Here is a 23,838-nt window from a genome sequence, read left to right on the forward strand (position 1 = left end):
AATAACTTGAAGAAGCGAAGCGTTCGCCTGAAAGCTTTCTGCAAGAAAGCTACATCGAAAGCATAAGCTATCCCCGGATTTTCACCTTTTCATAAAGAAATCAAAAAAATCCGGGGATAACAGCGATCGGAAAGTTGTTCTGTCATCGGAGTGCCAGTGTAAATACTCTTTAGTTCAAATTATATAACAATTCGAATCTCACTTTGTTGATATTATATGAAATATAACATTCGAAGTCTATGCTTCACCTTAGGCTGATCCGAAGGAGGGAACAAGATGAAGTGGATTGTCGGCCTCGGAAATCCAGGCACGAACTATGCCAAAACTCGTCATAACATCGGCTTTATGGCACTTGATCGACTCGCAGAGCGCCATAATATCTCCATAACGCAGAGCAAATGCAAGGCGCTCATTGGAGAAGGCGTAATTGGTGGCGTCAAAACGGTGCTGATTAAACCAATGACGTTTATGAACCTGTCCGGTGAGTCGGTAAGGGCTTATATGGACTTTTATAAAGTTAGTCTGGAAGACCTGATTGTTGTCTATGACGACATGGACACGGAAACAGGCAAAGTCAGATTGCGTTACCAGGGCAGTGCAGGTGGTCACAATGGAATCAAATCCATTATCCAGCACACCGGTACTCAGCAGTTTAACCGGGTGCGGATGGGAATATCCCGACCAGAACCGGGACATGCCATTGTAGATTACGTACTGTCCAAGTTTATGAAGAACGAAAAGGAAGCGCTCGATCAAACGATCGAACAGACCTGTGATGCATTGGAGTATAGTCTGGATCATACGTTTGAGCAGACGATGGCCAAGTTCAACGGGTGAACCGCTGCAGTTGACACTGGAAAAATGATCAAGATCCGGGTTCGATTCCGTCTTAATGGGCATACTGGACGTATAAACCATGTTCAGGAGGCATAAACATGTCAGTGAATTATGTGTGCAGGCATTGCCGTACTTTTATTGGACGAATCGATTCTGCCCGGATAACGGAAGCGCAATTGGGCTTTCATTTCTTGACCCCCGACGAGCGGAGGGATATAATAGCGTATAATTCCGGTGGCGATATAACCGTTCGGATTACATGTGATTATTGCAAAGAAGCTCTGGAATTCAATCCTGAGCTGAGTCTGCTTGCGAGTCCGCTTCAATAATTAACTCGCCCGCAGCAAGAACTTGTGACAGATGATGGTGGCTGCGGAATACCGCTTCACCTTTATAGCCTTGGCAGCCTGCTGAGGCTTCTTTTCAGTTGGGATGAAACCAGACTATATCCAAATTACCTTTCAGCTACATCAAACGGATGTGGCAAAGAAGCGATTAATCCTTTATGATGAAACAGGACAAAAAGGAATTTGTATCCAATTTCTAATGTGGTGAACCTACGCGCAGGCGTGAGATACTCAAGTAAGTTATAAGAGAGGTGCCCCTTTTGTTACAAGCACTTATACAGGCTTTTTCCAAAGATCCGGACTTCGGATCCATTACGGCCGGGATTACATCCGGTATGAAGGAGCAGTTGGTTTCGGGCTTATCCGGTTCGGCGCGTCAGATTATGCTGGCTGCCTTACATCAGGAAATGAACCGCCCCTTGCTCGTTGTGACACACAATATGTTTTCCGCTCAAAAAATCGCAGAAGATTTACAGGAAGCGCTTTCACCAGATCAGGTGCTGCTCTATCCTGCCAACGAGCTTGTTGCCGCTGAAGCTGCTGTTTCCAGTCCGGAAACATTGGGTCAGCGTATTGACGTGTTGGTCCGTTGCGCCCAGGGATTCAGGGGCGTTGTTGTTATCCCATTTTCCGGGGTACGGCGTTATGTTCCACTTCCAGAAGTGATGGCTAATGCTCAGATTACAATTAAACAAGGCAATACGCTGGAGCTCGATTCATTCCTGCTGGAGATGGTGAAGCTCGGATATGAACGCGTGGAACGTGTGGAATCGCGCGGCGAGATGAGCGTCCGTGGAGGAATTATTGATTTCTATCCGGTCACATCGTCCATTGCGTATCGTGTGGAATTATTTGACGATGAGATCGATTCCATTCGTACTTTTGATCCTGCAGATCAGCGCTCCATTGAACGAATTGACGAAGTAACGGTACTGCCGTGCAAAGAGTTAATTGCAGATCGCGAACGTATGGAGAAGGCTGCGGATGCAGCCGTTATTTTGCTTGACCAACAGTTGGAGAAAATGACAGACCGGCAGGCGAAGCTGCGTCTGCGAGAAGAAATTCATCGCGAGATCGAACTTCTGCGGGAGCATGTGTATTTCTCCGAAATGTATAAATATATTTCACCGCTCTATCCAGAAAACAAGACGATCTACGACTACATGCCAGAAGATACGCTGCTTGTACTCGATGAGCCGGCAAGGCTCGCAGAGACGTCAAAACAGCTTGACCGGGATGAGTCGGAGTGGAATCTGCATCTGATGCAAAACGGAAAGACCCTTCCGGACCTGCATCTGTCGGCCGATGGGGATGATCTGATCTATGAACGTCCATTCCAGACGTTGTTTATGTCCATCTTTTTGCGTCAGGTTCCTCATACCCAGCCGCAGAATATTCTTAACTTTATCAGTCGTGGAATGCAGGACTTCCATGGTCAGATGAACGTGCTCAAAGCAGAGATGGAGCGCTGGCAGAAAGCCGGAGTTCAGGTGCTCATGCTGGCTAACGGTGAGGAAAGACTTGATCGCATGCGCCGGGTACTCATGGACTATGATATTCCTGAGCCGGAGATGCTTATTGGCAACCTGCAAACCGGATTTGAAATGCCTTCTATTCATCTGGCTGTCGTTACCGAAGGTGAGATGTTCTCACAGAAGCAGCGCAAAGTGCGCAAACCGATTCGCAATGTGGATAATGCTGAACGTATTAAATCCTATAGTGAGCTGAAAGTTGGCGATTATGTCGTTCACCAGAATCACGGGATTGGTAAGTATCTCGGGATTGGCACACTTGAGGTTGGCGGGATTCACAAAGACTACATGCATATTCTCTATGCAGGTGGAGACAAACTGTCTGTACCGATTGAGCAGATTGATCTGATTCAGAAATATGTCGGTTCGGAAGAGAAAGAGCCGAAAATATATAAGCTGGGCGGTAATGAGTGGACACGAGTTAAAAATAAAGTCCGCACATCCGTACAGGATATTGCTGATGATCTAATCAAGCTTTATGCGGAACGCCAGACGTCAAAAGGTTTTGGCTTCGACAAAGACTCTGCGGAACAGCAGGAGTTTGAGGACATGTTCCCTTATGATGAGACACGTGATCAGGTGCGTGCCATCGAAGAAATCAAGAAGGATATGGAACAAAATCGTCCGATGGACCGTTTATTGTGTGGGGATGTCGGTTACGGCAAAACCGAGGTTGCGATCCGTGCTGCATTTAAGGCTGCCATTGAGGGTAAACAGGTTGCTGTATTGGTTCCTACAACCATTTTGGCTCAGCAGCATTATGAAACGTTCCGTGAGCGTTTCTCGGGATATCCGTTCAACATTCATGTACTTAGTCGATTCCGTTCACGTAAAGAACAGAATGAGACGGCCAAAGGCATCAAGGCAGGCACCGTCGATATTGTCATTGGTACTCATCGGTTATTGTCACAGGATCTAGTCTTCAAGGATCTTGGCCTGTTAATTGTAGATGAAGAGCAGCGCTTTGGTGTAACCCACAAGGAAAAACTGAAAAAGCTGAAAACAAACGTGGACGTGCTGACACTGACAGCGACGCCGATTCCGCGTACCCTTCACATGTCCATGCTGGGCGTTCGGGATCTGTCGGTTATCGAGACACCGCCGGAAAACCGTTTTCCGGTACAGACGTATGTCGTTGAACACAGTCAGGCACTTGTTCGTGAAGCGATTGAACGTGAATTGGCTCGTGGCGGTCAAGTCTACTACTTGTATAACCGTGTGCAGGGAATTCAGGAGATGGCTGCCGAAATTTCCGAATTGGTCCCTGAAGCCAAGGTTGGTGTGGGTCATGGCCAGATGTCGGAAACGGAGCTGGAGAAAACTATTCTGGACTTCCTGGATGGTGAATATGACGTACTCGTCAGCACAAGCATCATTGAGACCGGGGTGGATATTCCTAACGTAAATACGCTGATCGTGCATGACGCGGACAAAATGGGTCTCTCGCAGCTGTACCAGCTGCGTGGACGGGTGGGACGTTCCAACCGGATTGCGTATGCGTATTTCACGTACCAACGGGACAAAGTGCTGACCGAAGTTGCTGAGAAACGTCTGCAATCGATCAAGGAATTCACTGAACTGGGTTCGGGATTTAAGATCGCGATGCGTGATTTGTCGATCCGCGGCGCGGGTAATCTGCTCGGAGCTGAACAGCACGGCTTTATTGCGTCTGTCGGATTCGATCTGTATTCTCAGATGCTGGCAGAGGAAATCAACAAACGGAAAGTTACGATGCTCGGCGAAGAGCCGGTTTCATCCGATCAGTGGAACACAACGCTGGATCTCAGTATCGATGCGTACTTGCCGTCTGATTATATTTATGACAGTATTCAGAAGATTGAAATTTACAAAAAAGTGGCGGTTATTGCCTCCTTCGACGATGCAATGGAACTGGAAGACGAATTGGTTGACCGATTCGGAGATCTGCCGGAAGCCGTGATCAACCTGCTGGCGGTGGCCAGAATGAAAGTCTATGGCAAGATTTACGGTATTGAATCCATCTCCCAACGCGGAGATGATCTTACAGTGAAGTTCTATGAAGGCCGAGAACATGCATTTGAGCTCTCAAAAATCGCACACATTGGAAATCAGTTCGAAAGACGTGTACAATTTGAACAAGGACCCCATATGCTTATTCATGTCAAGGGCAAAGGGCTTGGGGACAAGCAACTGATGGAGCTGGTAGAGAAATTTCTGGAGTCCATGAAAAGTGCTTTTAAATCAAAGGGGGAACTAAAGGATGTTAGCAAAGTATAAAAAAGTAGGGAAAGTACTGTCTGTGAGTATGGTAGCAGTACTGTCCCTATCACTGCTTGCTGCTTGTGGCAAGAAGGAAGAAGCAACAACGGAAACAAAGGATACAAGTGCTGTAGTCGCTACGTATGAAGGCGGTACAATTACAGCCAATGAATTCGACATGGAGCAACGGGTCATGAAATTCCTCTATCCGGAATATGCACAAATGATGGATATGGATGATTTCAAGGAATACCTGGTAAAACAGGAAGTTGCATATGAATATTTGAGTGGAAAAGCAAGTGATGCAGCGAAAACCGAAGGTGCCAAAACAGCGACAGAGCAATTCGACAAAATGAAGGCTTCTGTTCAAGCTGATCAATGGACTGAGATGCTGAAAGCTCAGAACCTGACAGACCAGAACATTAAAGATTACATGACTCGCATTATGACAGTAATTAAGGACAAAGAAACTGGCGTTACTGAAGATGCGATTAAAGCTGAATTTGAGAAAAATAAAGATCAGTTCACAACGGCGTCTGTTCGTCACGTACTGATTAACTTTACGGATCCAAAAACGCAAAAAGAGCGTAAAAAGGAAGATGCTCTGAAACTTGCGAAAGAAGTGAAAGCCAAATTGGACGGCGGAGCAGACTTTGCTGAAATTGCAAAGAAATACTCTGAAGACACAGGTTCTGCAGAAAAAGGCGGATTGTATGAAGATACACCTGTAGCTAGCTGGGTAGATGCGTTCAAAGAAGCGGCCAAAACGCTGCCATTGAACAAAATCAGTGATCCTGTAGAGACTGAATATGGTTATCACATCATGAAAGTAGAAAAACGTACAGAAGCGGACTACGCGAAATTGACTGCTGAGCAAAAAGAAACACTCAAAAGCCAATTGGCCGCTGCTGAGATCGACACATTCATGACCAGCGAACTGGACAAAATCGTAAAAGAAGTAAAACTGCCGAAAACAGACAAGGCTGAAGAAGGCACGACTGAAGGCACAACCGGTACAGGAACTGATACAGGTACTGAGGGTGAGAAAACCGATGCGGGTACGGATACCAAAACGGATCAAGGAACAACTGGAACCGACAAGGATACAAAAACAGATGAAAGTACAGATACAAGCGGTAAGTAAGATAGCGAATGCGTACTTCCAGCCAATACATTTGTCTGGGTGATACACTGAACGCTTCAAATATGGACAACCATACAGAAAAGCAAGAGGGGGTCTTAAGGCCTCCCTCTTGCTTTTCCTTGTATCTATGGAGCAAAGTGGGTAAATGGTCGCCTTCTGTGGAAGTTTACACAACTATATTCTCCAAAGTATGTATAAGGAAATGGGAACAGATGAATACTATGGTCAAGATATCACACTAAACGTTCTGGGACTTTCCTCTACCCATTAAGGAACAGTAGTTGAAAAATCTTCTCGAGAAAGTGGGGCAACATGTGAAATGAAAGCTACTGGTATTGTCCGCCGTATAGATGACCTCGGTCGAGTGGTCATTCCGAAAGAAATCCGCCGTACGTTACGTATCCGTGAAGGCGATCCACTTGAGATTTTTGTGGACCGCGATGGAGAGGTTATTCTTAAAAAATACTCGCCGATTGGCGAACTTGGTGATTTTGCCAAAGAATATGCAGAATCGCTGTATGAAAGTACAGGCCATGTAACGATGATCTCTGACCGTGATACGATTATTACGGTCGCAGGCGGTTCCAAGAAAGAGTATCTGGACAAGCAGGTAGGTCAACTGGTGGAGAGCTGTATGGAAAACCGGAAGACGATTATGGAGACCAACAATGGTTCGTATGAGCTTAGCAAAGATCATGACGAGACGTTATCGTCTTTTGTTATCGCTCCAATCATTTCGGGTGGTGACCCCATCGGAACGGTTATCCTTTTCAACAAGGATGAATCGGTGAAGATGTCTCAGATGGAAATCAAAATGTCTGAGACGGCTGCCGGATTCCTTGGCAAACAGATGGAGCAATAAAAAAGCAGATCAACTCCTGGTGCCCTGAGGGCATACAGGAGTTTTTGCATTTTACGGAAGCTCTAGACCGTGTGGATGATGTCCTGAAGAACAGGATACCTCGAAGGGTTAGTCTGTGTGCCTTTGGACAGGTATAATAACTAGGTATACCTTGAAAGAATGAATGCACGGACATACGCAGGAGGGACATATGAAACAGTCGTCTACAGGCTCAAGATTGCTTCAGGGTGCATTTGTGCTTGGGCTTGCCGCCATAATATCCAAAATCATTGGTGCTTTTCAGAAGATTCCGCTGCAGAATCTGGGGGGAGACGGTGTTTTTGGCATCTACAATACGGTGTACCCGTTCTACATGCTCATTATTACCATTGCCGCTGCCGGGCTGCCTGTCGCTGTATCCAAATTCGTAGCCGAGCAGAATGCTCTTGGTCAACCGGAGGAGGGTAGACGGGTTGTACGCTTGTCCTCGTTGCTGCTCGGTGGAATTGGGCTGGCACTGGCCCTGTTGATGTATTTAGGTGCACCGCTTGTTGGAAGTCTGATTGGTAATGGAAGTGTCGTACCGTCCATTCGGGCAGCTTCAATGGCATTGCTGTTTGTACCGGTGATGACAGGACTGCGCGGATATTTTCAGGGGTTGCAGCAAATGGTGCCAACAGCCGTATCCCAAGTGGTAGAGCAGACTGTTCGGGTCACGGTGATGATTGTTCTTTTGTTGTGGCTCATGGGGAGGGACGCTTCATTGGAGACCATTGCAGCTGGAGCAATGATTGGTTCAGTGGCAGGTGGGTTTGCCGGGTTAGTTACAATGCTTGGGTATGTGTACCATCATCGACGCAAAAATGGGGAAAAGCTCGCTGTTATGAAAAGTGCTGAGACAGGTGGGCAAATGGAGAAAACCAAAGAGCACCCCAGCGGGGGGAGCACGCTTCTGTCTGAGGAGCGGAGGTCCAACGGTGAATGGATTCGCACACTACTGATCTATGCCATTCCGGTCTGTCTCGGATCACTGGCCGTGCCATTGATGAATCTGGTAGATACCTTTACAGTACCCCGGTTGTTAAGACGAGAAGGGCTGGATGAGCTTCAATCCATGGTGTCCTTCGGGATTTACAACCGAGGCTTGCCGCTGGTTCAATTGGTGACAATGCTTGCCACGTCGCTGTCTGTGCTCTTTATACCGGCGATGGCCGAAGCCCGGCTGAAAGGCGGGCCGGGAGCCGTGAGGCAGCAAGCAGGCCTTGCGCTGCGTTGGTTCTGGTTAATCGGCCTGGCCGCATCCGCAGGTTTGGCGGTGCTGGCAGAGCCGATTAACCGCATGCTGTACGGGGATGCCGCAGGCACCGAAGCTCTGCGGTACATGGCGCTGACGGCTGCGGGCAGCACCGTCAGCATTATCGCGGCGGCGCTGCTGCAAGGCCTAGGCGCCGTGCGCGCACCCGCGTTCAGCATGCTGGCCGCCGCAGGCGTCAAGGCGCTGCTGAACGTCATGCTTGTGCCGGCGCTGGGCATCAGCGGCGCGGCCCTTGCAGGCGCAGTCGCCTACATGCTGGCGGCTGGCCTGAATGTGGCGCTGCTGGCGCGGCTTGTCGCCCTGCGCCCGGCCCCGGGCGCCGTCCTGGCGAAGCCGGCGCTGGTGATCGCCGCCCTGAGCCTGGCGGCGGCAGGCACGGCCTGGGCCGCCGAAGCAGTGCTCGGCGGCATCGGTATCGCGGCCGACCGCAGGCTGGCCGCTATGGGCGTGAGCCTGCTTGGCATAGCAGCAGGCTCAGCCGTGTTCTTGCTGGCCGCGGCCCGAACGGGGCTGCTGACCGCCGCAGAGCTGGCGGCCGTGCCCAAGCTGGGGCCACTGCTGGCCAAGCTGCTGCGCAGACTGCGTGTGCTGCGATAACCCTCGCGTTGCGCTGCTACACTTAGCGCTACGCCGTCCATTCACCCCGGCTCTCACATTCTAAAGCAGAGCAACAGCGATTGAATGGGTCACACCGTGTCACATGCAAATGCAATTATAGGATAACGTCTAATTCTGGTATAATACGTGTAATTATAGAGCCCTGTTCAGTACTATGTATGACTCATCCGTGATTGGTTTTGATCAAGGATGGAAGTATGGACAGGATAGTTCGGATGGAGGCTTATAAACATGAGTGCAGCTTTAACAGTAGTCGGTCTTGGATCTGGAGATGCAGATCAGCTGACGGTAGGGATCATCAAAAAAATGAAACATGCAGCGACGCTGTATGTACGCACACTGGATCATCCCGTATTGAATGATCTCAAGCAGGAAGGGTTGGAGATGACATCCTTTGATGCCATCTATGAAGCGAAGGATTCTTTTCCGGAAGTGTATGACGAAATTGCAGACCGGTTGATTGAGGCCGCACGCAAGGGCGAGCCGGGTACCGAGATCGTATATGCCGTGCCAGGGCATCCCATGGTCGCTGAAGCGAGCGTACGTCTGTTGAAAGAGCGCTGCCCACAAATGGGTATTTCGCTGCGTGTCATGGGCGGGGAAAGCTTTCTGGATGAAGCGTTTATTCGTCTTGGATTCGATCCTATTGAAGGGTTTCAGCTTCTCGATGCCAGCAGTCTGAATACGGAACTGGTGCAGCCCCAGCTTCATACCTTGATTGGACAAGTATATGATGTGTTTACCGCTTCTGACGTAAAACTGTGCCTGATGGACGTTTACCCTGACGATTATCCGGTATTTGTCGGACATGCCTTGGGTGTGCAGGGACAGGAGATCATTCACAAGGTGCCGCTGCATGATCTGGACCGGATTGAAGGATACGGTAATCTCTCATTGATATATGTGCCCAAAAATACGGATGACGCGCTTCGTCGGCGCTCCTTTGCACGGCTGCATGAAATCGTGAATATCCTTCGCAGTCCAGGCGGCTGTCCATGGGATCAGGAGCAGACTCACCAGTCTATTCGCAAAAACCTGATTGAGGAAACCTATGAAGTCATTGAAACGATTGATGAAGATGATCCCGATCACATGAAGGAAGAGCTAGGTGATCTCCTGTTGCAGATTTTGCTGCACTCCCAGATGGAAGAAGAGGTTGGCACATTTAACGTGTACGATGTTATTGAAGGATTGAACGACAAGCTAATTTTCCGCCATCCGCACGTATTCGGTGAACAACAGGCAGAGAATGCGAATGAAGCGTTGCAAAACTGGGAACAGATGAAGGCAGAGGAGAAAAAGCGCAAGGGACAGGATCTACAGCAGACTTCTGTGCTGGACGGTATTCCCCGTGACTTGCCTGCCTTGATGAAAGGGTACAAATTACAGAAAAAAGCGGCCAAAGTTGGCTTCGATTGGGATGACGTGGAAGGTGTCTTTGCCAAGATCGAGGAAGAATTGACAGAGCTAAAAGAAGCGGTACAGCATAACCAGTCTGCGGAAGAGCGGAAGCTGGAACTGGGTGATTTATTATTTGCAGCTGCCAATGTTGCGAGATTTATTGATACCGATCCGGAGGAGGCGCTTGCCGCCACCAATCGGAAATTCATTCAACGTTTCCAGTATATCGAGGAGCGTCTACGTGAACAGGGAAGAACTCCGTCAGACAGCAATGTTGATGAAATGGAGCAATACTGGCAGGCTGCGAAGAAGGCTGGATTGTAAAGGGTTCTGGCATTTTGGGCGCTGATCCGATATCATTCACATAGGCGAGCATTTTGCATCATGCGTATCGTGTTGTCGAAACATATCGGGCGAGTTGCACGAGAAAGCGTGTGATTAACAGAGAGGTGTTTCGGGTACTGGACTTAGACTGTTCTTGGGCAGGACCGACAAAAAGTGAAAAAAAGTCGAAGACCGATGCAGGATTTCAGATGCCAAGCCAGAATACATGTGTAGTAAACCTTGCGCGGAGCCAGCAGCAGCAGATCTGTTGTCACGGATTCGCAGATACTTTTTTTTCAATTTGGGAGGCTTTTAAAAATGAACAAAACAGATCTGATTAACAACATTTCCACCAAAAGCGGTTTGACTAAAAAAGACGTTGAGTCCGTATTGAACGGCTTTTTGGGAGAAATTACAGATGCACTTGCCAGCGGAGACAAAGTACAACTGATCGGCTTTGGCACTTTTGAGACCCGCAAACGTTCCGGTCGTACCGGACGTAACCCACAAACAGGGAATGAAATCGTGATTCCTGAGTCCACCGTTCCTGCGTTCAAAGCAGGCAACAAACTTAAAGAAGCCGTAAAATAATGCGTCTTGATAAATTCCTGAAGGTCTCTCGGTTGATCAAACGCCGCACCGTAGCCAAGGACGTTTCCGAACAGGGACGTGTGCTGGTGAACGGACGTGAAGCGAAGCCAAGCGCCGCTGTCAAAGTGGGCGATGAACTTACGGTTCAGTTCGGTCAAAAGCTGGTCACCGTGAAGGTGGAGCGTCTAGCCGAGAGTACCAAGAAGGATGAGGCGAGCAGCCTCTACACCTTGGTTAAGGAAGAGCCGATTGCCAAGGACAACGGTCTGAACTGGTAACAGGGATGCCTGATATACTTTTGTACACATTCATTGTGCAATGAAGAGAAACGCCTTTCCCGTATAGGGAAGGGCGTTTTTGTGTTTCTCAATATTCGCATATTTGCTTTCATCGCACCTTGGTTCTATTCTTTACTTCTGATCCATAAGCTAGGGTTAAGAAGGAGGGGTACATGCCATGGTTGAGCAAAGTAAGACGAAACAGCATCATCTGAGCATGCAGAATCGGAAACTGCTGGATCTGACGGGTGTCTCCAATGTGGAGAGCTTCGACAGTGAGGAATTTTTGCTGCAAACTGAACTTGGGCATCTGACCATCCGGGGGCACAATTTACATATCAAAAACCTGAGCCTGGAGGACGGTTTGTTATCCATCGAGGGCACTATCAGTTCTCTTGAATATCTGGACCCCGGTTCCCAGTCCAAAAACGGTAAAGGCCTGTTCGGCAAGATGTTCCGATGAGTCCGGATACTCAATGGATCACATTAATGTGGATGCTGATGTCGGGAGCCGTAATGGGGATGGCCTACGACAGTTACCGGGTACTGTCCGGTCAGCTGCGGTTCCCGAGATGGAGCGTCCACACGCTAGATCTGTTGTATTGGGTCGCTTCCGCGCTGTTCGTCTTCCGGATGTTGTATGCCGGGAATCACGGACAGCTGCGGTTTTATGTCTTTTTGGGGCTGATTATAGGGGTTTGCTTCTATTTTTGGCTTTTAAGTGTTACAACCCAGCGTTTTGTGGTAATGTTAATTAAACTCGCAAGAACGCTGATTCATTGGTGTGGACATATCCTTAACATCCTGATCGTTATGCCCGCTAAAGGAATATACAAGCTAGTGCGTGTATTAATTGGTTTCGTACTCGCCATACTGTTATTCCTGGGTAAGCTGGTGCTGCAATGTTTGGTACCTTTCGGCAAGCTGTTCCGCTGGATGTTTAGGCCAATCTTGAAACATTGGGTTACGCCACGCTTCCTGATCCGTGCGGGTTCAAGTATCGCAGCGATGTGGAAACGCTGGTTTTAAGGAGGTCCGATAATGGGTAAAACACCTATGAACAAATCAAAAGCTCCAGCAGGCCAAGGAAAATCTGCAGGTGCCAAAAGGCGTCTCATGCTATGGATGACCTTTATGGTTGTGTTTATCATTTGGGCAGGATATACGTTCCTTGTGCAGACTGCGCAAATTTCGGACAAGAGTTCTCATCTGGCTGCCCAGCAATCTTCAAAGGAAGAGACGTTGAAGAAGCTGGATCAATTGAAGTACGAAGTCAGTCGGTTGAAGGATCCCGAATACATAGGACAGCTGGCTCGAAAAAAAGGATACTATCTGCCTGAGGAAACACCAATTCAGGTTGAAGAGTCAGGGAACTGATGTAATTTGGCTCATTATTGAGCAAGGATTGTTATCTACATGTCTGAAGCCGTTATACCGGAAAAAATAGGCTGCCTTAAGGGGTAGTGCTCAGTTGACCTTGGTTTGCGGCATAAGGTATAATTAAATTAGCACAGCATTGATTTTGGCATTCAAAAAATCGGGTTGTATATTTTTAAGGGAGGATCATTTTATTCTATGGCAATTGAAGTGGGCACCAAGTTAGAGGGCAAGGTGACAGGCATCACGCATTTTGGAGCATTTGTGGATCTGTCAGGAGGTGTCACGGGTCTCGTTCACATCTCGGAAATCGCCGACAATTATGTCAAAGATGTCAACGACCACCTGAAGCTTAATGACCTCGTTACCGTTAAGGTCATCAACGTTGACAAGGATGGCAAGATTGGGCTTTCCATTAAGCAAGCTGTTGACAAACCGGTTGAGCAACAAACACAGTCCAGACCCCCAAGAGCTCCTAGACCGGAACGCAGTGGAGGAGATCGCGAACGATTCAGCGGTGGAGGCCCAAGTGGTGGCCAAGGCCGTGGCGGCGGTGGTGGTGGTTTTAACCGTGACCGCGGTGGCCGTTCTTTCAAGCCCGCAGCAGGCAAACCTTCATTTGAGGATAAAATGTCACGCTTCCTGAAAGATAGCGAAGAACGGATCTCTTCGCTGAAGAAGAACACAGAAGGCAAACGTGGTGGCCGTGGAGCCAAACGCGTGTAATCTGGTTCAACCTGATTTAAAATATAAGAAAAACCGTTAGCCTTGGGGCTGGCGGTTTTTTTGCGTTAGTTTTTAATTTTGGAATTTAACCGTTCAGATATAGACATTTAACCGGATTCATAGCCGTTTTTGTAAAGTGAATCTCCATATCCCCAGTTTTTCTGCGCAGGAAAAAAAGTACATAAGAACATTTGTCGTCTACCATTTTTTACCGACAGGTTTCCGTGGCATTCCACAGGTATCCTGCTCAAATCGTGGCGATGACGAAGCGCGTCCGGTTCAAAATAAGACAAGTGTCTTGTCGGCAAGGATCGTGGCAAATGGATGAAACCACAATAAGGCCGGGGGTTTCGCACCACCGCGCCGCATCTGTTTCTTTTGTCGTAAAGTTTTTGGACACTACCCACCAATTGTGACAAACTACGTCTTCTATTCTATCTATAATCATAACCATCGAGAACGAAACACGAAAATTAAATTAATCGAATGGGGTGCCTTGAGGATGATGGAAAAGTGGAATGTCATTCAATTTCCGGGAATGAAAGCTGGTAAAGGAGGTACAGAAGCTCGGGAGGAGCTGTCAGTACGTCTCAAACAGTGGATTAGCTCCCGCAAGGCCGTCCAGATCGTTGCTGCACGGAAATGGGTGCTGCTTCTTACCTTTATGGGATTTTTGCTGGGCAAGGCCATGATTCTGAATGAATTATCGCCCTTTGCGATTGCTTATTTTGCGGTTATCGCCTTCATGCGCAGGGATTACATTATTCCGGTAGGGGCTGCGTTGCTGGCAGGAAGTCTCTTCACTCCGTTTCCGGTACCTCTGATTGTTGCTTCGGAGCTAGCCATCTTCTATCTGTTGTTCAGAGGCCTGGAGTCTTATGACCGCGCTGAATTATCTTATGCGCCAACGATGGTGTTTACGACTACTTTTATGGTCAAGTTATTCGCCGTCGTCATTGGGCCGTCTTTCAGCTGGTACGCCATGCTCATGCTCACGATGGATTCCGTACTCAGCTTTGTGCTTACCCTGGTTTTCATACAGGCTATACCGATCTTCACGTATCGCAAAAAAAAATTCAACCTAAAGAACGAGGAGATCCTCTGTCTGATCATTTTGCTGGCTTCCGTGATGACCGGGGCGGTGGGCTGGACAATTCAATCCCTGTCTGTGGAGCATATGCTCTCCCGATATCTCATTCTGATCTTCGCGCTGGTGGGCGGAGCCCCCCTTGGAGCCTCGGTTGGGGTCATTACTGGTCTCATTCTGAGTCTGGCCGATATGTCTGCGGTATATCAGATGAGTCTGCTTGCTTTTGCTGGCATGCTGGCGGGTATGCTCAGGGAAGGAAAACGTGCGGCGGTTGCTCTGGGCATGCTGCTCGGTTCCTCCATTCTATCCATATATCTGGGTGGTCCCGGAGATGTCATGAATTCTTTATGGGAGACATGTGCAGCCATTGTTCTGTTTATGTTAACGCCAAAAAGTATGCTCACGGCAATATCCAAATATGTTCCTGGCACGCAGGATCATACGAAGTCGCAGCATGAATATGCGAAGAGAATACGGGATGTCACCGCAGAACGGGTTACCCGCTTCTCGCAAGTATTCCGTCAATTGTCACGCAGCTTCGATCAGATGTCCGGCGCGGGGGAGCCGGTACAGAACGAAGGCGGGATGGAGCATTTCATGAATGCTGTAGCCGAAGGCACATGCTCAGGATGCTTTAAGAAGGCGCAATGCTGGGAGTCGAAGTTTATTCAAACCTATAAATATATGACCGATGTGATGAGTTCCATTGAAGCCAACCCGGAGATGTCAGGCAAGCAGATTCCGGTGGAATGGAACAGGGTATGTGCGAAACCGGAGGAGGTACTTGAAGTGATGCGCGCCCAGTACGGTCTGCATCAACATAACATGCAATGGAAACGTCAGATTATAGATAGTCGACAGCTGGTTGCAGAGCAATTATCAGGGGTATCCCAGGTAATGGAGGACCTGGCGAAAGAAATTCAACGGGAAAGTGAGGAAATGGTACAACAGGAGGAGCAAATTCGAGATGCGCTTGAATCGTTAGGTCTGTCCATACATTCTATTGAAATCATTAATCTGGAAGCGGGGAATGTGGAAATTGAGATTGTTCATGCCTATACACGCGGATTTGACGAGTGCCGGAAAATGATCGCTCCGCTAATCTCGGATGTACTGGATGAGCATATCGCCGTCTTGAACGAGACGATGCTCGACCCTCGCCAAGGACTGGCGACAGTTACCTTTGGCTCTGCCAAAACGTTTGAGATAACAACGGGTGTTGCTGCTGCCGCCAAAGGGGGAGATGTGATGTCCGGGGACAGTTTCAGTACGGTTGAACTGGGCAATGGTACATTTGCAGTTGCGCTTAGTGATGGCATGGGTAATGGGGAACGGGCACGCATGGAGAGCAGTGCTGCGCTAAATATACTAGAGCAGTTGTTACAGTCGGGCATGGATGAAAAGCTGGCGATCAAATCGGTGAATTCCGTTCTGATGTTGCGTTCTCCTGAAGAAATGTATGCAACGGTGGATATGGCTCTGATCGATGAATATACGGCAGAGACCACATTTATGAAAATCGGATCGACTCCAAGTTTCATTAAGCGAGGGCAGGAGGTTATTCAGGTTTCGGCAAGCAATCTGCCGATTGGAATTATCAAAGATATTGAGGTGGATCTGGTAACCGTACAGCTTCAGCCAGGGGATGTTTTAATTATGATGACTGATGGCATCTATGATGCGCCAGGGTATGCCGTCAATAAAGAACTTTGGATGAAGCGGCTCATACAGGAAATTGATAGTGATGATCCTCAGGAAGTAGCAGATTGTCTGCTTGAAAGTGTTATTCGTTACCAGCAAAATGAGATCTATGATGACATGACTGTAATTGTAGGCAAAATAGAACATTATCGCCCGGAGTGGGCGACATTGAGAGTCCCCGGAATAAGCCGGATGGAGCGTCCGCGCACCGTTAGTTAATTGCATATTCCTCTGTTTGAAGTCTCTTCATTCTGGCAATGCTAGTCATAGAGTTGGAGAGTAACCCAAAACGGAGGGATATCGGATGAAACAAATCTTATTGATCACCGACGGTTGTTCCAATGTAGGTGCCAGCCCGGTGCTGGCTGCGGCGGAAGCGCGAGAAGAGGGAATTACGGTCAACGTGGTCGGTGTTATTGATTATGGAACCATTGGTGAGTTGGGCAGTCGGGAAATCGAGGATATTGCCAAAGCCGGAGGTGGAATCAGTCAGATCGTAGGCACCAGACAGCTTGCCCACACGATGCAGATGATGACCAGAAAAACAGTGGTTCAGACCATTCAACAGGCGGTTAATAGAGAGTTAACACAAATTCTGGGTGAGCAAGAGCCGAAAACGGTAACAGACCTTGAACCGGCTAAACGTGCACAGGTGGTTGAAGTGATGGAGGATATGGCGGAGACAACACCGCTTCAAGTCGTTCTTCTCATTGATGTAAGTGCCAGTATGAAGCCGAAACTCGCAGCTGTGGAGGAAGGGATTCGGGATTTAATGCTTAGCTTGCAGGCTCGTATGGGTCAGAGCCATCTTTCCGTCTTTCATTTTCCTGGACGACATAGCGGAGAAGAAGCTGTCATGGACATCGACTGGACAGTTGACCCGAGCCGTGTTCGTTCGCTATTTGGACGTTTGCAAATGAAGGGAGCGACGCCGACAGGTCCTGCGATTCAAAGGGTGATTGATTTTTACCGTTATGGTACACTGGAGGGACAGCAGGAAATAGAAGGGAACTATCGCATTGAAAGAGAAGGGATGCTCGGTGACAACGTTGTCTGACGCCTCTTTCCCGCCAGGAACAGTCATCACAGGGAAATGGAATCGCAGCCGTTATACGATTCGGAAGCTGCTGGGCAAAGGAGCCAATGGCATCGTTTTTCTTGTCCAGCGGGGTGAGAATGGCAAACATTATGCGCTTAAAATGGGATTTGACCCTGTAGATCTGCAATCGGAAATTAATGTGCTCAAATCTTTTCAATTACAGCGTAATCATGAGGCCCTTCGGCAGAGTGGCATTCCTTCTTATTTGAAAGATGTGGATGACTACGCCATTCGTGGTCGTGATATTCCCTTTTATGTGATGCGTTACGTTCGGGGGGAGTCTCTGCACCACTTCATTAGGCGCCAGGGAACGGACTGGACACTCCTGGTTGGACTCAGACTATTGCAGAAGCTGGCTCAATTGCATCAGGCTGGATGGGTGTTTGGTGACCTCAAACCTCAAAATGTACTGGTTTCGGATTATGGGCAGGTAGAACTTATCGACTATGGCGGAGTGACTTCTATCGGCCGGAGTGTCAAGCAGTTCACTGAATGGTATGATCGCGGATTCTGGAATGCGGGCAGCCGAACAGCAGATGGAACATATGATGTGTTTGCTTTTGCCCTATTATTGATTCATGTAATTGAAGCTGATGCACTCAAAGCGCTGGCTGCAGAGGGATTACCTCAACTGCGGAGTGTAAACCAGCTCACAGCTCTCGTGGAGCGTAGCGAACGTCTCCGTCCTTTTCGAAACTGGACTATTCAGGCATTACGAGGTCAATTTCAGGATGCCGGACACGCAGCTAAGGTTTGGAAAGAGATGATGGCGCGCCCTTCTCCTCTTCGTCGCCGTTCCAAAAGTACAACACCGCGATGGCTCAAAAATGCATTTGCCGTATCCGTTATATTACTTATTGGGGTACTCATCTATGCACTGCGATTCTGACCTGTGAGAGTGCATATACATAACGTAAGGAATGAGGAACAGGTATGGAGGCTTTACGCTGGAACAAGCTGGTGAATAACGTGCTGGATGCAGCGGAAGAGCATCAGTTATGGGTTCCCGGGGATCGGATTGTCGTCGCAGTATCGGGCGGACCGGACTCGGTGGCTTTTTTGCATATCATGCATGAGATCAGTACTAGGCATGTTCCGCTGGAATTGATTTGCGCCCATGTACATCATGGCTTTCGGATTGAATCTGATCATGAAGCCGAGATGATGAGGGCACTTGCTCATCAACTGGGCATTGCATTCGAATGGGTGAAGGCCGATGTACCTTCTTATATGAAGCTTACCGGTCAAGGCTCTCAGGAAGCTGCACGCAACAAACGATATGAGTTTTTGCATGAAGTGGCTGCCAAACACAATGCGGCGAGCATTGCACTGGCCCATCATGCCGACGATCAAGCAGAGACGGTTATGCTCCATTTGCTGCGTGGGAGTGGTCTTTCCGGACTCGCAGGAATGAAGTTTAAAAGGCGAGAAAAAAATGTGGAACTTATTCGTCCATGCCTTCGTATAAACAAGACAGACCTTGTAGAAGCTTGTAATACCCAGGGTTTTCTGTATTTTAATGATGAAAGCAATTCCCTGCGTAAATATCGGCGTAATGCCATTCGCTTGGATGTGCTTCCTTTTTTGGGGCAATATAATGGACAGTTAACGCCGTCTTTGAATCGACTTGCCGAAATTGTAGGTGATGAAGACGATTTCATGGAACAAGGTGCATATGACGCATACAGGTGTCTAGTGCAGGCGAACGGCGGAAGGCAAACCTTTGAGGTGCCTTCCTTTTTGAAGTTACATGTCGCTTTACAACGAAGGTTGATTAAACTAATATTGAATTATCTGCCTTTGGACAGTGATTTTGTCGACTTTACCCGTATTGAGACCATTCGCCGCAAGGTTATTCAACCTGACGCGACGACCTGGAGCCTGGATATAGGACAGACACTCGCCTGCACCCGGGAGTATGATCTGATCTCTTTCGGCATACGGACTGACGTACAGGATCAATCTTACGAATATCGTCTTGCTCAATGGAGCGGAACTTATGAGCTTTCTCTCGCGGAAATCGACCGGAATGTTCGGATCGTTCCGATGAGTCCCGAGGATTATCATGTACCGGAATCGGCGGACCATGCCGCATTTGATGCGGATCAACTGCTTATGCCGCTGGTTGTGCGTTCACGGTTACCTGGAGATACCATGAAAGTGATGGGATTAAACGGAAGCAAAAAGGTGAAAAATATTTTCATCGATGAGAAAATTCCCCCTTCTGTCCGTTCACGGGTTCCCGTGGTATGTGATGGAGCAGGCAATATCATCTGGTTACCGGGTGTTCGCCGGTCTAGTGTAGCTCCTGTCAGGGAGGATACTTCCGCAATCCTGTACATGACTGTAGGCGATTCAGCGATTCAGGGGTAGTGGTTATGGTTCAGGTAAGGCTTTCATATGTATAACTTAGGAGGTTCGCACAGTTGCAGAACGACATTCAGGAAGTATTGATCAGTGAAGAAGAGATTCAGAGTAAAATCAAGGAATTAGGCGCAACAATAAGTGCCGAATATGCAAATCGCAATCCTTTGGTCATTTGTGTGCTCAAGGGTGCGTTTATATTTATGGCTGATTTGGTTAAGAACATTACGGTACCTGTTGAGATGGATTTCATGGCAGTATCGAGTTATGGTGCTTCCACCAAATCATCTGGCGTTGTCAAAATCATTAAGGATCTGGATGAATCCGTTGAGGGACGCGAGGTTCTGATTGTAGAGGACATTATTGATAGTGGACTCACGCTCAGTTATCTGATCGAACTCTTGCAGAACCGCGGTGCTGAATCGGTCCGCGTAGTTACGCTATTTGACAAGCCTTCAGGTCGCAAAGTCGAACTTGAAGCTCATTACACCGGATTTGACATTCCAGACGCATTCATCGTTGGCTATGGCCTGGATTATGCCGAGAAGTACCGGAACCTCCCTTACATCGGGATTCTGAAACCGGAAGTTTACAGCAACTAATGCTTAAGCTAGTTCCAAGCCCATATCTGTTGGTGGCTTCTGTTGAGAAGCTACGTTGGGCTATGTTAAAATAATTACAGTGTCTCGAGAGGAGGTAGGGGATGAATCGGTTCATCCGGAATTCTGCTTTTTATTTGATTCTTTTTTTAGTTGTGGTGGGGATAGTCCAGTTCGTCAGCAATGGCGGCGAAGCCACCGATAATCCTAGATATGATCAGTTGCGCGCTGCGATCAAGGCCAACAACGTCTCTGAATTGACGGTTCAATTCAACGGTCAGACGTACCTCGTGACCGGTCAATACAGGGAGACGCCTGACGGAGCCAAATCAGAAAATTTCTCAACGTATATTCCTCCTACGGATGAGGCAATTAGTGAGCTTGTAACTGCAAGCGAAACGAACAAATTCCAATATCATCAGGAACCTATGAAAGGTGACAGCATCTGGTTGACGTTGCTGACTTCCTTCATTCCTTTGATCATTATGTTCCTGCTGTTCTTCTTCCTGTTTAATCAGGCACAAGGCGGCGGCGGTAAAGTAATGAACTTTGGTAAAAGCCGTGCTCGTCTCTATAACGAAGAGAAAAAACGGGTTACATTTGAAGATGTTGCGGGTGCTGACGAAGAGAAGCAGGAGCTTGTTGAAGTCGTGGACTTCCTCAAGGACCCTCGTAAATTCGCAGCAGTAGGTGCACGAATTCCGAAAGGCGTATTGCTTGTAGGTCCTCCGGGTACAGGTAAAACCTTGCTCGCTCGTGCTGTTGCTGGTGAAGCGGGTGTACCATTCTTCAGTATTTCCGGTTCTGACTTCGTTGAAATGTTTGTCGGTGTCGGTGCATCTCGTGTACGTGACTTGTTTGAAAATGCGAAGAAAAACGCCCCATGTATCATCTTTATCGATGAGATCGATGCTGTAGGACGTCAGCGTGGTGCTGGCCTTGGTGGTGGTCACGATGAACGTGAACAAACACTCAACCAGTTGCTCGTTGAAATGGACGGATTCGGAGCCAATGAAGGTATTATCATTGTTGCTGCAACGAACCGTGCTGATATTTTGGACCCTGCCTTGCTGCGTCCAGGACGTTTTGACCGTCAAATTACGGTTGACCGCCCTGACGTGAGAGGTCGTGAAGCAGTTCTGAAAGTACACTCACGCAACAAACCACTCACCAAAGATGTGAAGCTGGACATTATTGCGAAGCGTACTACCGGATTCTCCGGTGCAGATTTGGAAAATCTCTTGAATGAAGCGGCATTGCTTGCGGCACGTCGTAATCGCAGAGATATTTCTATGAAAGAAGTTGACGAGGCGATTGACCGTGTCATCGTTGGTACGGAGAAGAAAAGCCGTGTTATCAGTGACCGTGAAAAACGTATTGTCGCTTATCACGAAGCAGGTCATACCATTGTAGGTTACTTCCTGGAACATGCCGATATGGTACATAAAGTTACCATTATTCCGCGCGGACGTGCGGGTGGATATGTAATCATGTTACCAAAAGAAGATCGTATGCTTGTTACCAAGCAAGAATTGCTGGACAAAATTACAGGACTCCTTGGAGGCCGTGTATCCGAAGAACTGTTTATCGGTGAAATCGGTACGGGCGCATATAGTGACTTCCAACAAGCAACGGGTATCGTCCGTAGCATGGTTATGGAGTACGGTATGAGTGAGAAGCTGGGACCTATGCAGTTTGGTAGTTCACAGGGACAGGTATTCCTGGGTCGTGATATCGGTCACGAACAGAATTACTCGGATTCCATTGCATACGAGATTGATCAGGAAATGCAACGCTTTATTAACGAATGCTATGAGAAGTGTAAAGACTTGCTCGTTAAGCATTCCAAAGAAGTGCATCTGATCGCTCAAACGTTGTTGGAAGTGGAGACTTTGGAAATGGATCAGATCAAGCAATTGATCGAGACCGGTTCTCTGACTCCAAAAGATGAAAACAGCAACGATGGCGAAGGTACGCCTAGCGAAGGCGGAGAGGCAATCATCGACAACATCGGTGATGTACGCGTCCGTATCCAAGGCAAAGATGAAACGCCTGAGCCACCAGCCGGAGATATTCCTAACGAAGCTCCGAACCTGGACAAAGGAAACAGCAATGACCCAGATGATGGTGGAACGAAGCCAACGTCTTAATTTATAACACAATCTGTCTATAGTGGCAGATGACAAGGAGAGCCCTCGGGCTCTCTTTTTTTATGTATTCCTTCAAATTGTATAGATAATGATAACCGGGAGCTTTAGGGCGAACTACGTAGGAAATGGGCGGTTATGCCCTTGTTCTGGGGCGTTTTCATTTATTGACAGAGTCGTGAACGTTGTGTACATTAGGTGTTAAACCGCTTGTGATTCGTTTCTCAAGCGAAAATAACGACTTGGATTTGCCATATAAAACAGCGTATAAGGCTGTCCCGATAAGGAGAGGATCACAGGTGGAAGCTCTGGCTTTAGAGCGCAAGGCTGAGATGAACCGGGAGCTGCGCGAGCGGCTGATGGAGTTGAAGAAGGAACGTAATGCTATTATTCTTGCCCATTATTATCAACGTGACGAGGTACAAGAGGTCGCTGATTTCCGGGGAGATTCGTTTTTGCTGGCTCAGAAGGCGGCACAAACCGATGCGGATGTTATCGTTTTCTGCGGGGTTCATTTTATGGGTGAAAGCGCTAAAATTCTTGCCCCTAACAAAACGGTTATCATCCCTGACGAACGTGCAGGCTGCCCAATGGCAGACATGGTGAACGTTGAAGGCTTACGTAAGTTGAAAGCACAGCACCCGAATGCCAAAGTTGTAACGTACATCAATTCCTCAGCTGAGATCAAGGCAGAGACCGACATCTGTTGTACATCGGCCAATGCTGTCAGAGTCATTCAATCTGTTGATTCCGATGAAATCATCTGGGTACCGGATAAAAATCTGGGACATTATGTGCAACAACATACAGACAAGAAAATGATTATCTGGGAAGGTTACTGCAATACCCATGATATGCTGACGGTCAAAGACGTGGTTGAGATGAGAGCGAAGCATCCAAATGCAGAGTTTGTTGTTCACCCGGAATGTCGTCCTGAGGTCGTAGAGATGGGTGATTTCGTAGGTAGCACAACCGCCATTCTGGAATATTGTAAAAATTCATCCGCTAAGGAATTTATCGTAGGCACTGAGGATGGTACAGGATACCAACTGCGTCTCGATAGCCCGGACAAACAATTCCACTTTGCTACGAAGTTCCTTGTATGTCCGAATATGAAGGTCAACAACTTGAAAAAGCTGGTTAAATGTCTGGAAACGATGAAGCCGCAGATTTACGTGCCATCGGCTGTTGCTGACAAAGCCAGAGAATCACTAGAGCGCATGTTACTGGTGAAGTAGCATGCGCTACTCTTGCTCCAAGACAGGTGAA

At 48.0% G+C, this 23,838-nt stretch carries 20 protein-coding genes; all 20 read left to right on the plus strand.

Annotated features, from left to right (window positions below):
- Positions 1-276: 276 nt before the first annotated feature.
- The 20 genes from pth (at position 277) to nadA (ending at position 23,807) form a co-directional block, all read left to right on the plus strand.
- The gene (gene pth, locus RS891_RS00210) at positions 277-837 is read left to right on the plus strand and encodes an aminoacyl-tRNA hydrolase (protein ID WP_315794136.1); all 561 of its coding nucleotides are present in this window, start codon (positions 277-279) and stop codon (positions 835-837) included.
- A 98-nt stretch (positions 838-935) separates the two neighbouring features.
- On the plus strand, positions 936-1,166 hold the full coding sequence (locus RS891_RS00215; RefSeq protein WP_024633714.1) for an anti-sigma-F factor Fin: 231 nt from the start codon (positions 936-938) through the stop codon (positions 1,164-1,166).
- 278 nt (positions 1,167-1,444) lie between these two features.
- Positions 1,445-4,972 (plus strand): transcription-repair coupling factor, encoded by a 3,528-nt coding sequence (mfd, locus tag RS891_RS00220; protein WP_315794137.1) that lies wholly within the window; start codon positions 1,445-1,447, stop codon positions 4,970-4,972.
- Complete coding sequence (locus RS891_RS00225) at positions 4,956-6,098, plus strand: peptidylprolyl isomerase (RefSeq protein ID WP_315794138.1); 1,143 nt, start codon at positions 4,956-4,958, stop codon at positions 6,096-6,098. The genes mfd and RS891_RS00225 overlap by 17 nt, the downstream gene beginning before the upstream one ends.
- A gap of 319 nt (positions 6,099-6,417) precedes the next feature.
- Positions 6,418-6,960 (plus strand): stage V sporulation protein T, encoded by a 543-nt coding sequence (spoVT, locus tag RS891_RS00230; protein WP_113055718.1) that lies wholly within the window; start codon positions 6,418-6,420, stop codon positions 6,958-6,960.
- 190 nt (positions 6,961-7,150) lie between these two features.
- Complete coding sequence (locus RS891_RS00235) at positions 7,151-8,851, plus strand: putative polysaccharide biosynthesis protein (protein WP_113055719.1); 1,701 nt, start codon at positions 7,151-7,153, stop codon at positions 8,849-8,851.
- A 252-nt stretch (positions 8,852-9,103) separates the two neighbouring features.
- Positions 9,104-10,597, plus strand: coding sequence for a bifunctional methyltransferase/pyrophosphohydrolase YabN (gene mazG, locus RS891_RS00240; RefSeq protein WP_315794139.1), 1,494 nt, complete (start codon positions 9,104-9,106; stop codon positions 10,595-10,597).
- Positions 10,598-10,915: 318 nt separating this feature from the next.
- Positions 10,916-11,188, plus strand: a complete 273-nt coding sequence (locus RS891_RS00245; protein WP_017691362.1) for an HU family DNA-binding protein — start codon at positions 10,916-10,918, stop codon at positions 11,186-11,188.
- On the plus strand, positions 11,188-11,466 hold the full coding sequence (locus tag RS891_RS00250) for an RNA-binding S4 domain-containing protein (RefSeq protein ID WP_024633720.1): 279 nt from the start codon (positions 11,188-11,190) through the stop codon (positions 11,464-11,466). Before RS891_RS00245 ends, RS891_RS00250 begins: the two co-directional genes overlap by 1 nt.
- Positions 11,467-11,644: 178 nt before the next feature.
- Positions 11,645-11,929, plus strand: a complete 285-nt coding sequence (gene yabP, locus RS891_RS00255; RefSeq protein WP_113055721.1) for a sporulation protein YabP — start codon at positions 11,645-11,647, stop codon at positions 11,927-11,929.
- The gene (yabQ, locus tag RS891_RS00260) at positions 11,926-12,495 is read left to right on the plus strand and encodes a spore cortex biosynthesis protein YabQ (RefSeq protein ID WP_113055722.1); all 570 of its coding nucleotides are present in this window, start codon (positions 11,926-11,928) and stop codon (positions 12,493-12,495) included. The genes yabP and yabQ overlap by 4 nt, the downstream gene beginning before the upstream one ends.
- Positions 12,496-12,507: 12 nt before the next feature.
- Positions 12,508-12,843 carry an FtsB family cell division protein gene (locus RS891_RS00265; RefSeq protein ID WP_063567554.1) on the plus strand — a complete coding sequence of 112 codons (336 nt, stop codon included), beginning with the start codon at positions 12,508-12,510 and terminating at the stop codon, positions 12,841-12,843.
- A gap of 198 nt (positions 12,844-13,041) precedes the next feature.
- Positions 13,042-13,569 (plus strand): S1 domain-containing RNA-binding protein, encoded by a 528-nt coding sequence (locus RS891_RS00270; protein ID WP_024633724.1) that lies wholly within the window; start codon positions 13,042-13,044, stop codon positions 13,567-13,569.
- 502 nt (positions 13,570-14,071) lie between these two features.
- Positions 14,072-16,579, plus strand: coding sequence for a stage II sporulation protein E (gene spoIIE / locus RS891_RS00275; RefSeq protein WP_315794140.1), 2,508 nt, complete (start codon positions 14,072-14,074; stop codon positions 16,577-16,579).
- 85 nt (positions 16,580-16,664) lie between these two features.
- Positions 16,665-17,417: a vWA domain-containing protein gene (locus RS891_RS00280; protein ID WP_113055723.1), complete on the plus strand. Its 753-nt coding sequence runs from the start codon at positions 16,665-16,667 to the stop codon at positions 17,415-17,417.
- Positions 17,401-18,348 (plus strand): serine/threonine protein kinase, encoded by a 948-nt coding sequence (locus RS891_RS00285; protein ID WP_315794141.1) that lies wholly within the window; start codon positions 17,401-17,403, stop codon positions 18,346-18,348. The genes RS891_RS00280 and RS891_RS00285 overlap by 17 nt, the downstream gene beginning before the upstream one ends.
- Before the next feature lie 44 nt (positions 18,349-18,392).
- Complete coding sequence (tilS, locus tag RS891_RS00290; RefSeq protein ID WP_113055725.1) at positions 18,393-19,832, plus strand: tRNA lysidine(34) synthetase TilS; 1,440 nt, start codon at positions 18,393-18,395, stop codon at positions 19,830-19,832.
- Positions 19,833-19,885: 53 nt separating this feature from the next.
- Entirely contained in the window at positions 19,886-20,425 is a 540-nt protein-coding gene (gene hpt, locus RS891_RS00295; RefSeq protein WP_024633729.1) for a hypoxanthine phosphoribosyltransferase, read from the plus strand.
- A gap of 101 nt (positions 20,426-20,526) precedes the next feature.
- Complete coding sequence (ftsH, locus tag RS891_RS00300; RefSeq protein WP_113055726.1) at positions 20,527-22,572, plus strand: ATP-dependent zinc metalloprotease FtsH; 2,046 nt, start codon at positions 20,527-20,529, stop codon at positions 22,570-22,572.
- 296 nt (positions 22,573-22,868) lie between these two features.
- A complete protein-coding gene (gene nadA, locus RS891_RS00305; RefSeq protein WP_315794142.1) occupies positions 22,869-23,807 on the plus strand; it encodes a quinolinate synthase NadA in 939 nt (312 codons plus the stop codon).
- Positions 23,808-23,838: the final 31 nt, after the last annotated feature.

Origin of the sequence: Paenibacillus sp. BIC5C1 (assembly GCF_032399705.1) — a bacterium.
GTDB classification, from domain to species: Bacteria; Bacillota; Bacilli; order Paenibacillales; family Paenibacillaceae; genus Paenibacillus; species Paenibacillus taichungensis_A.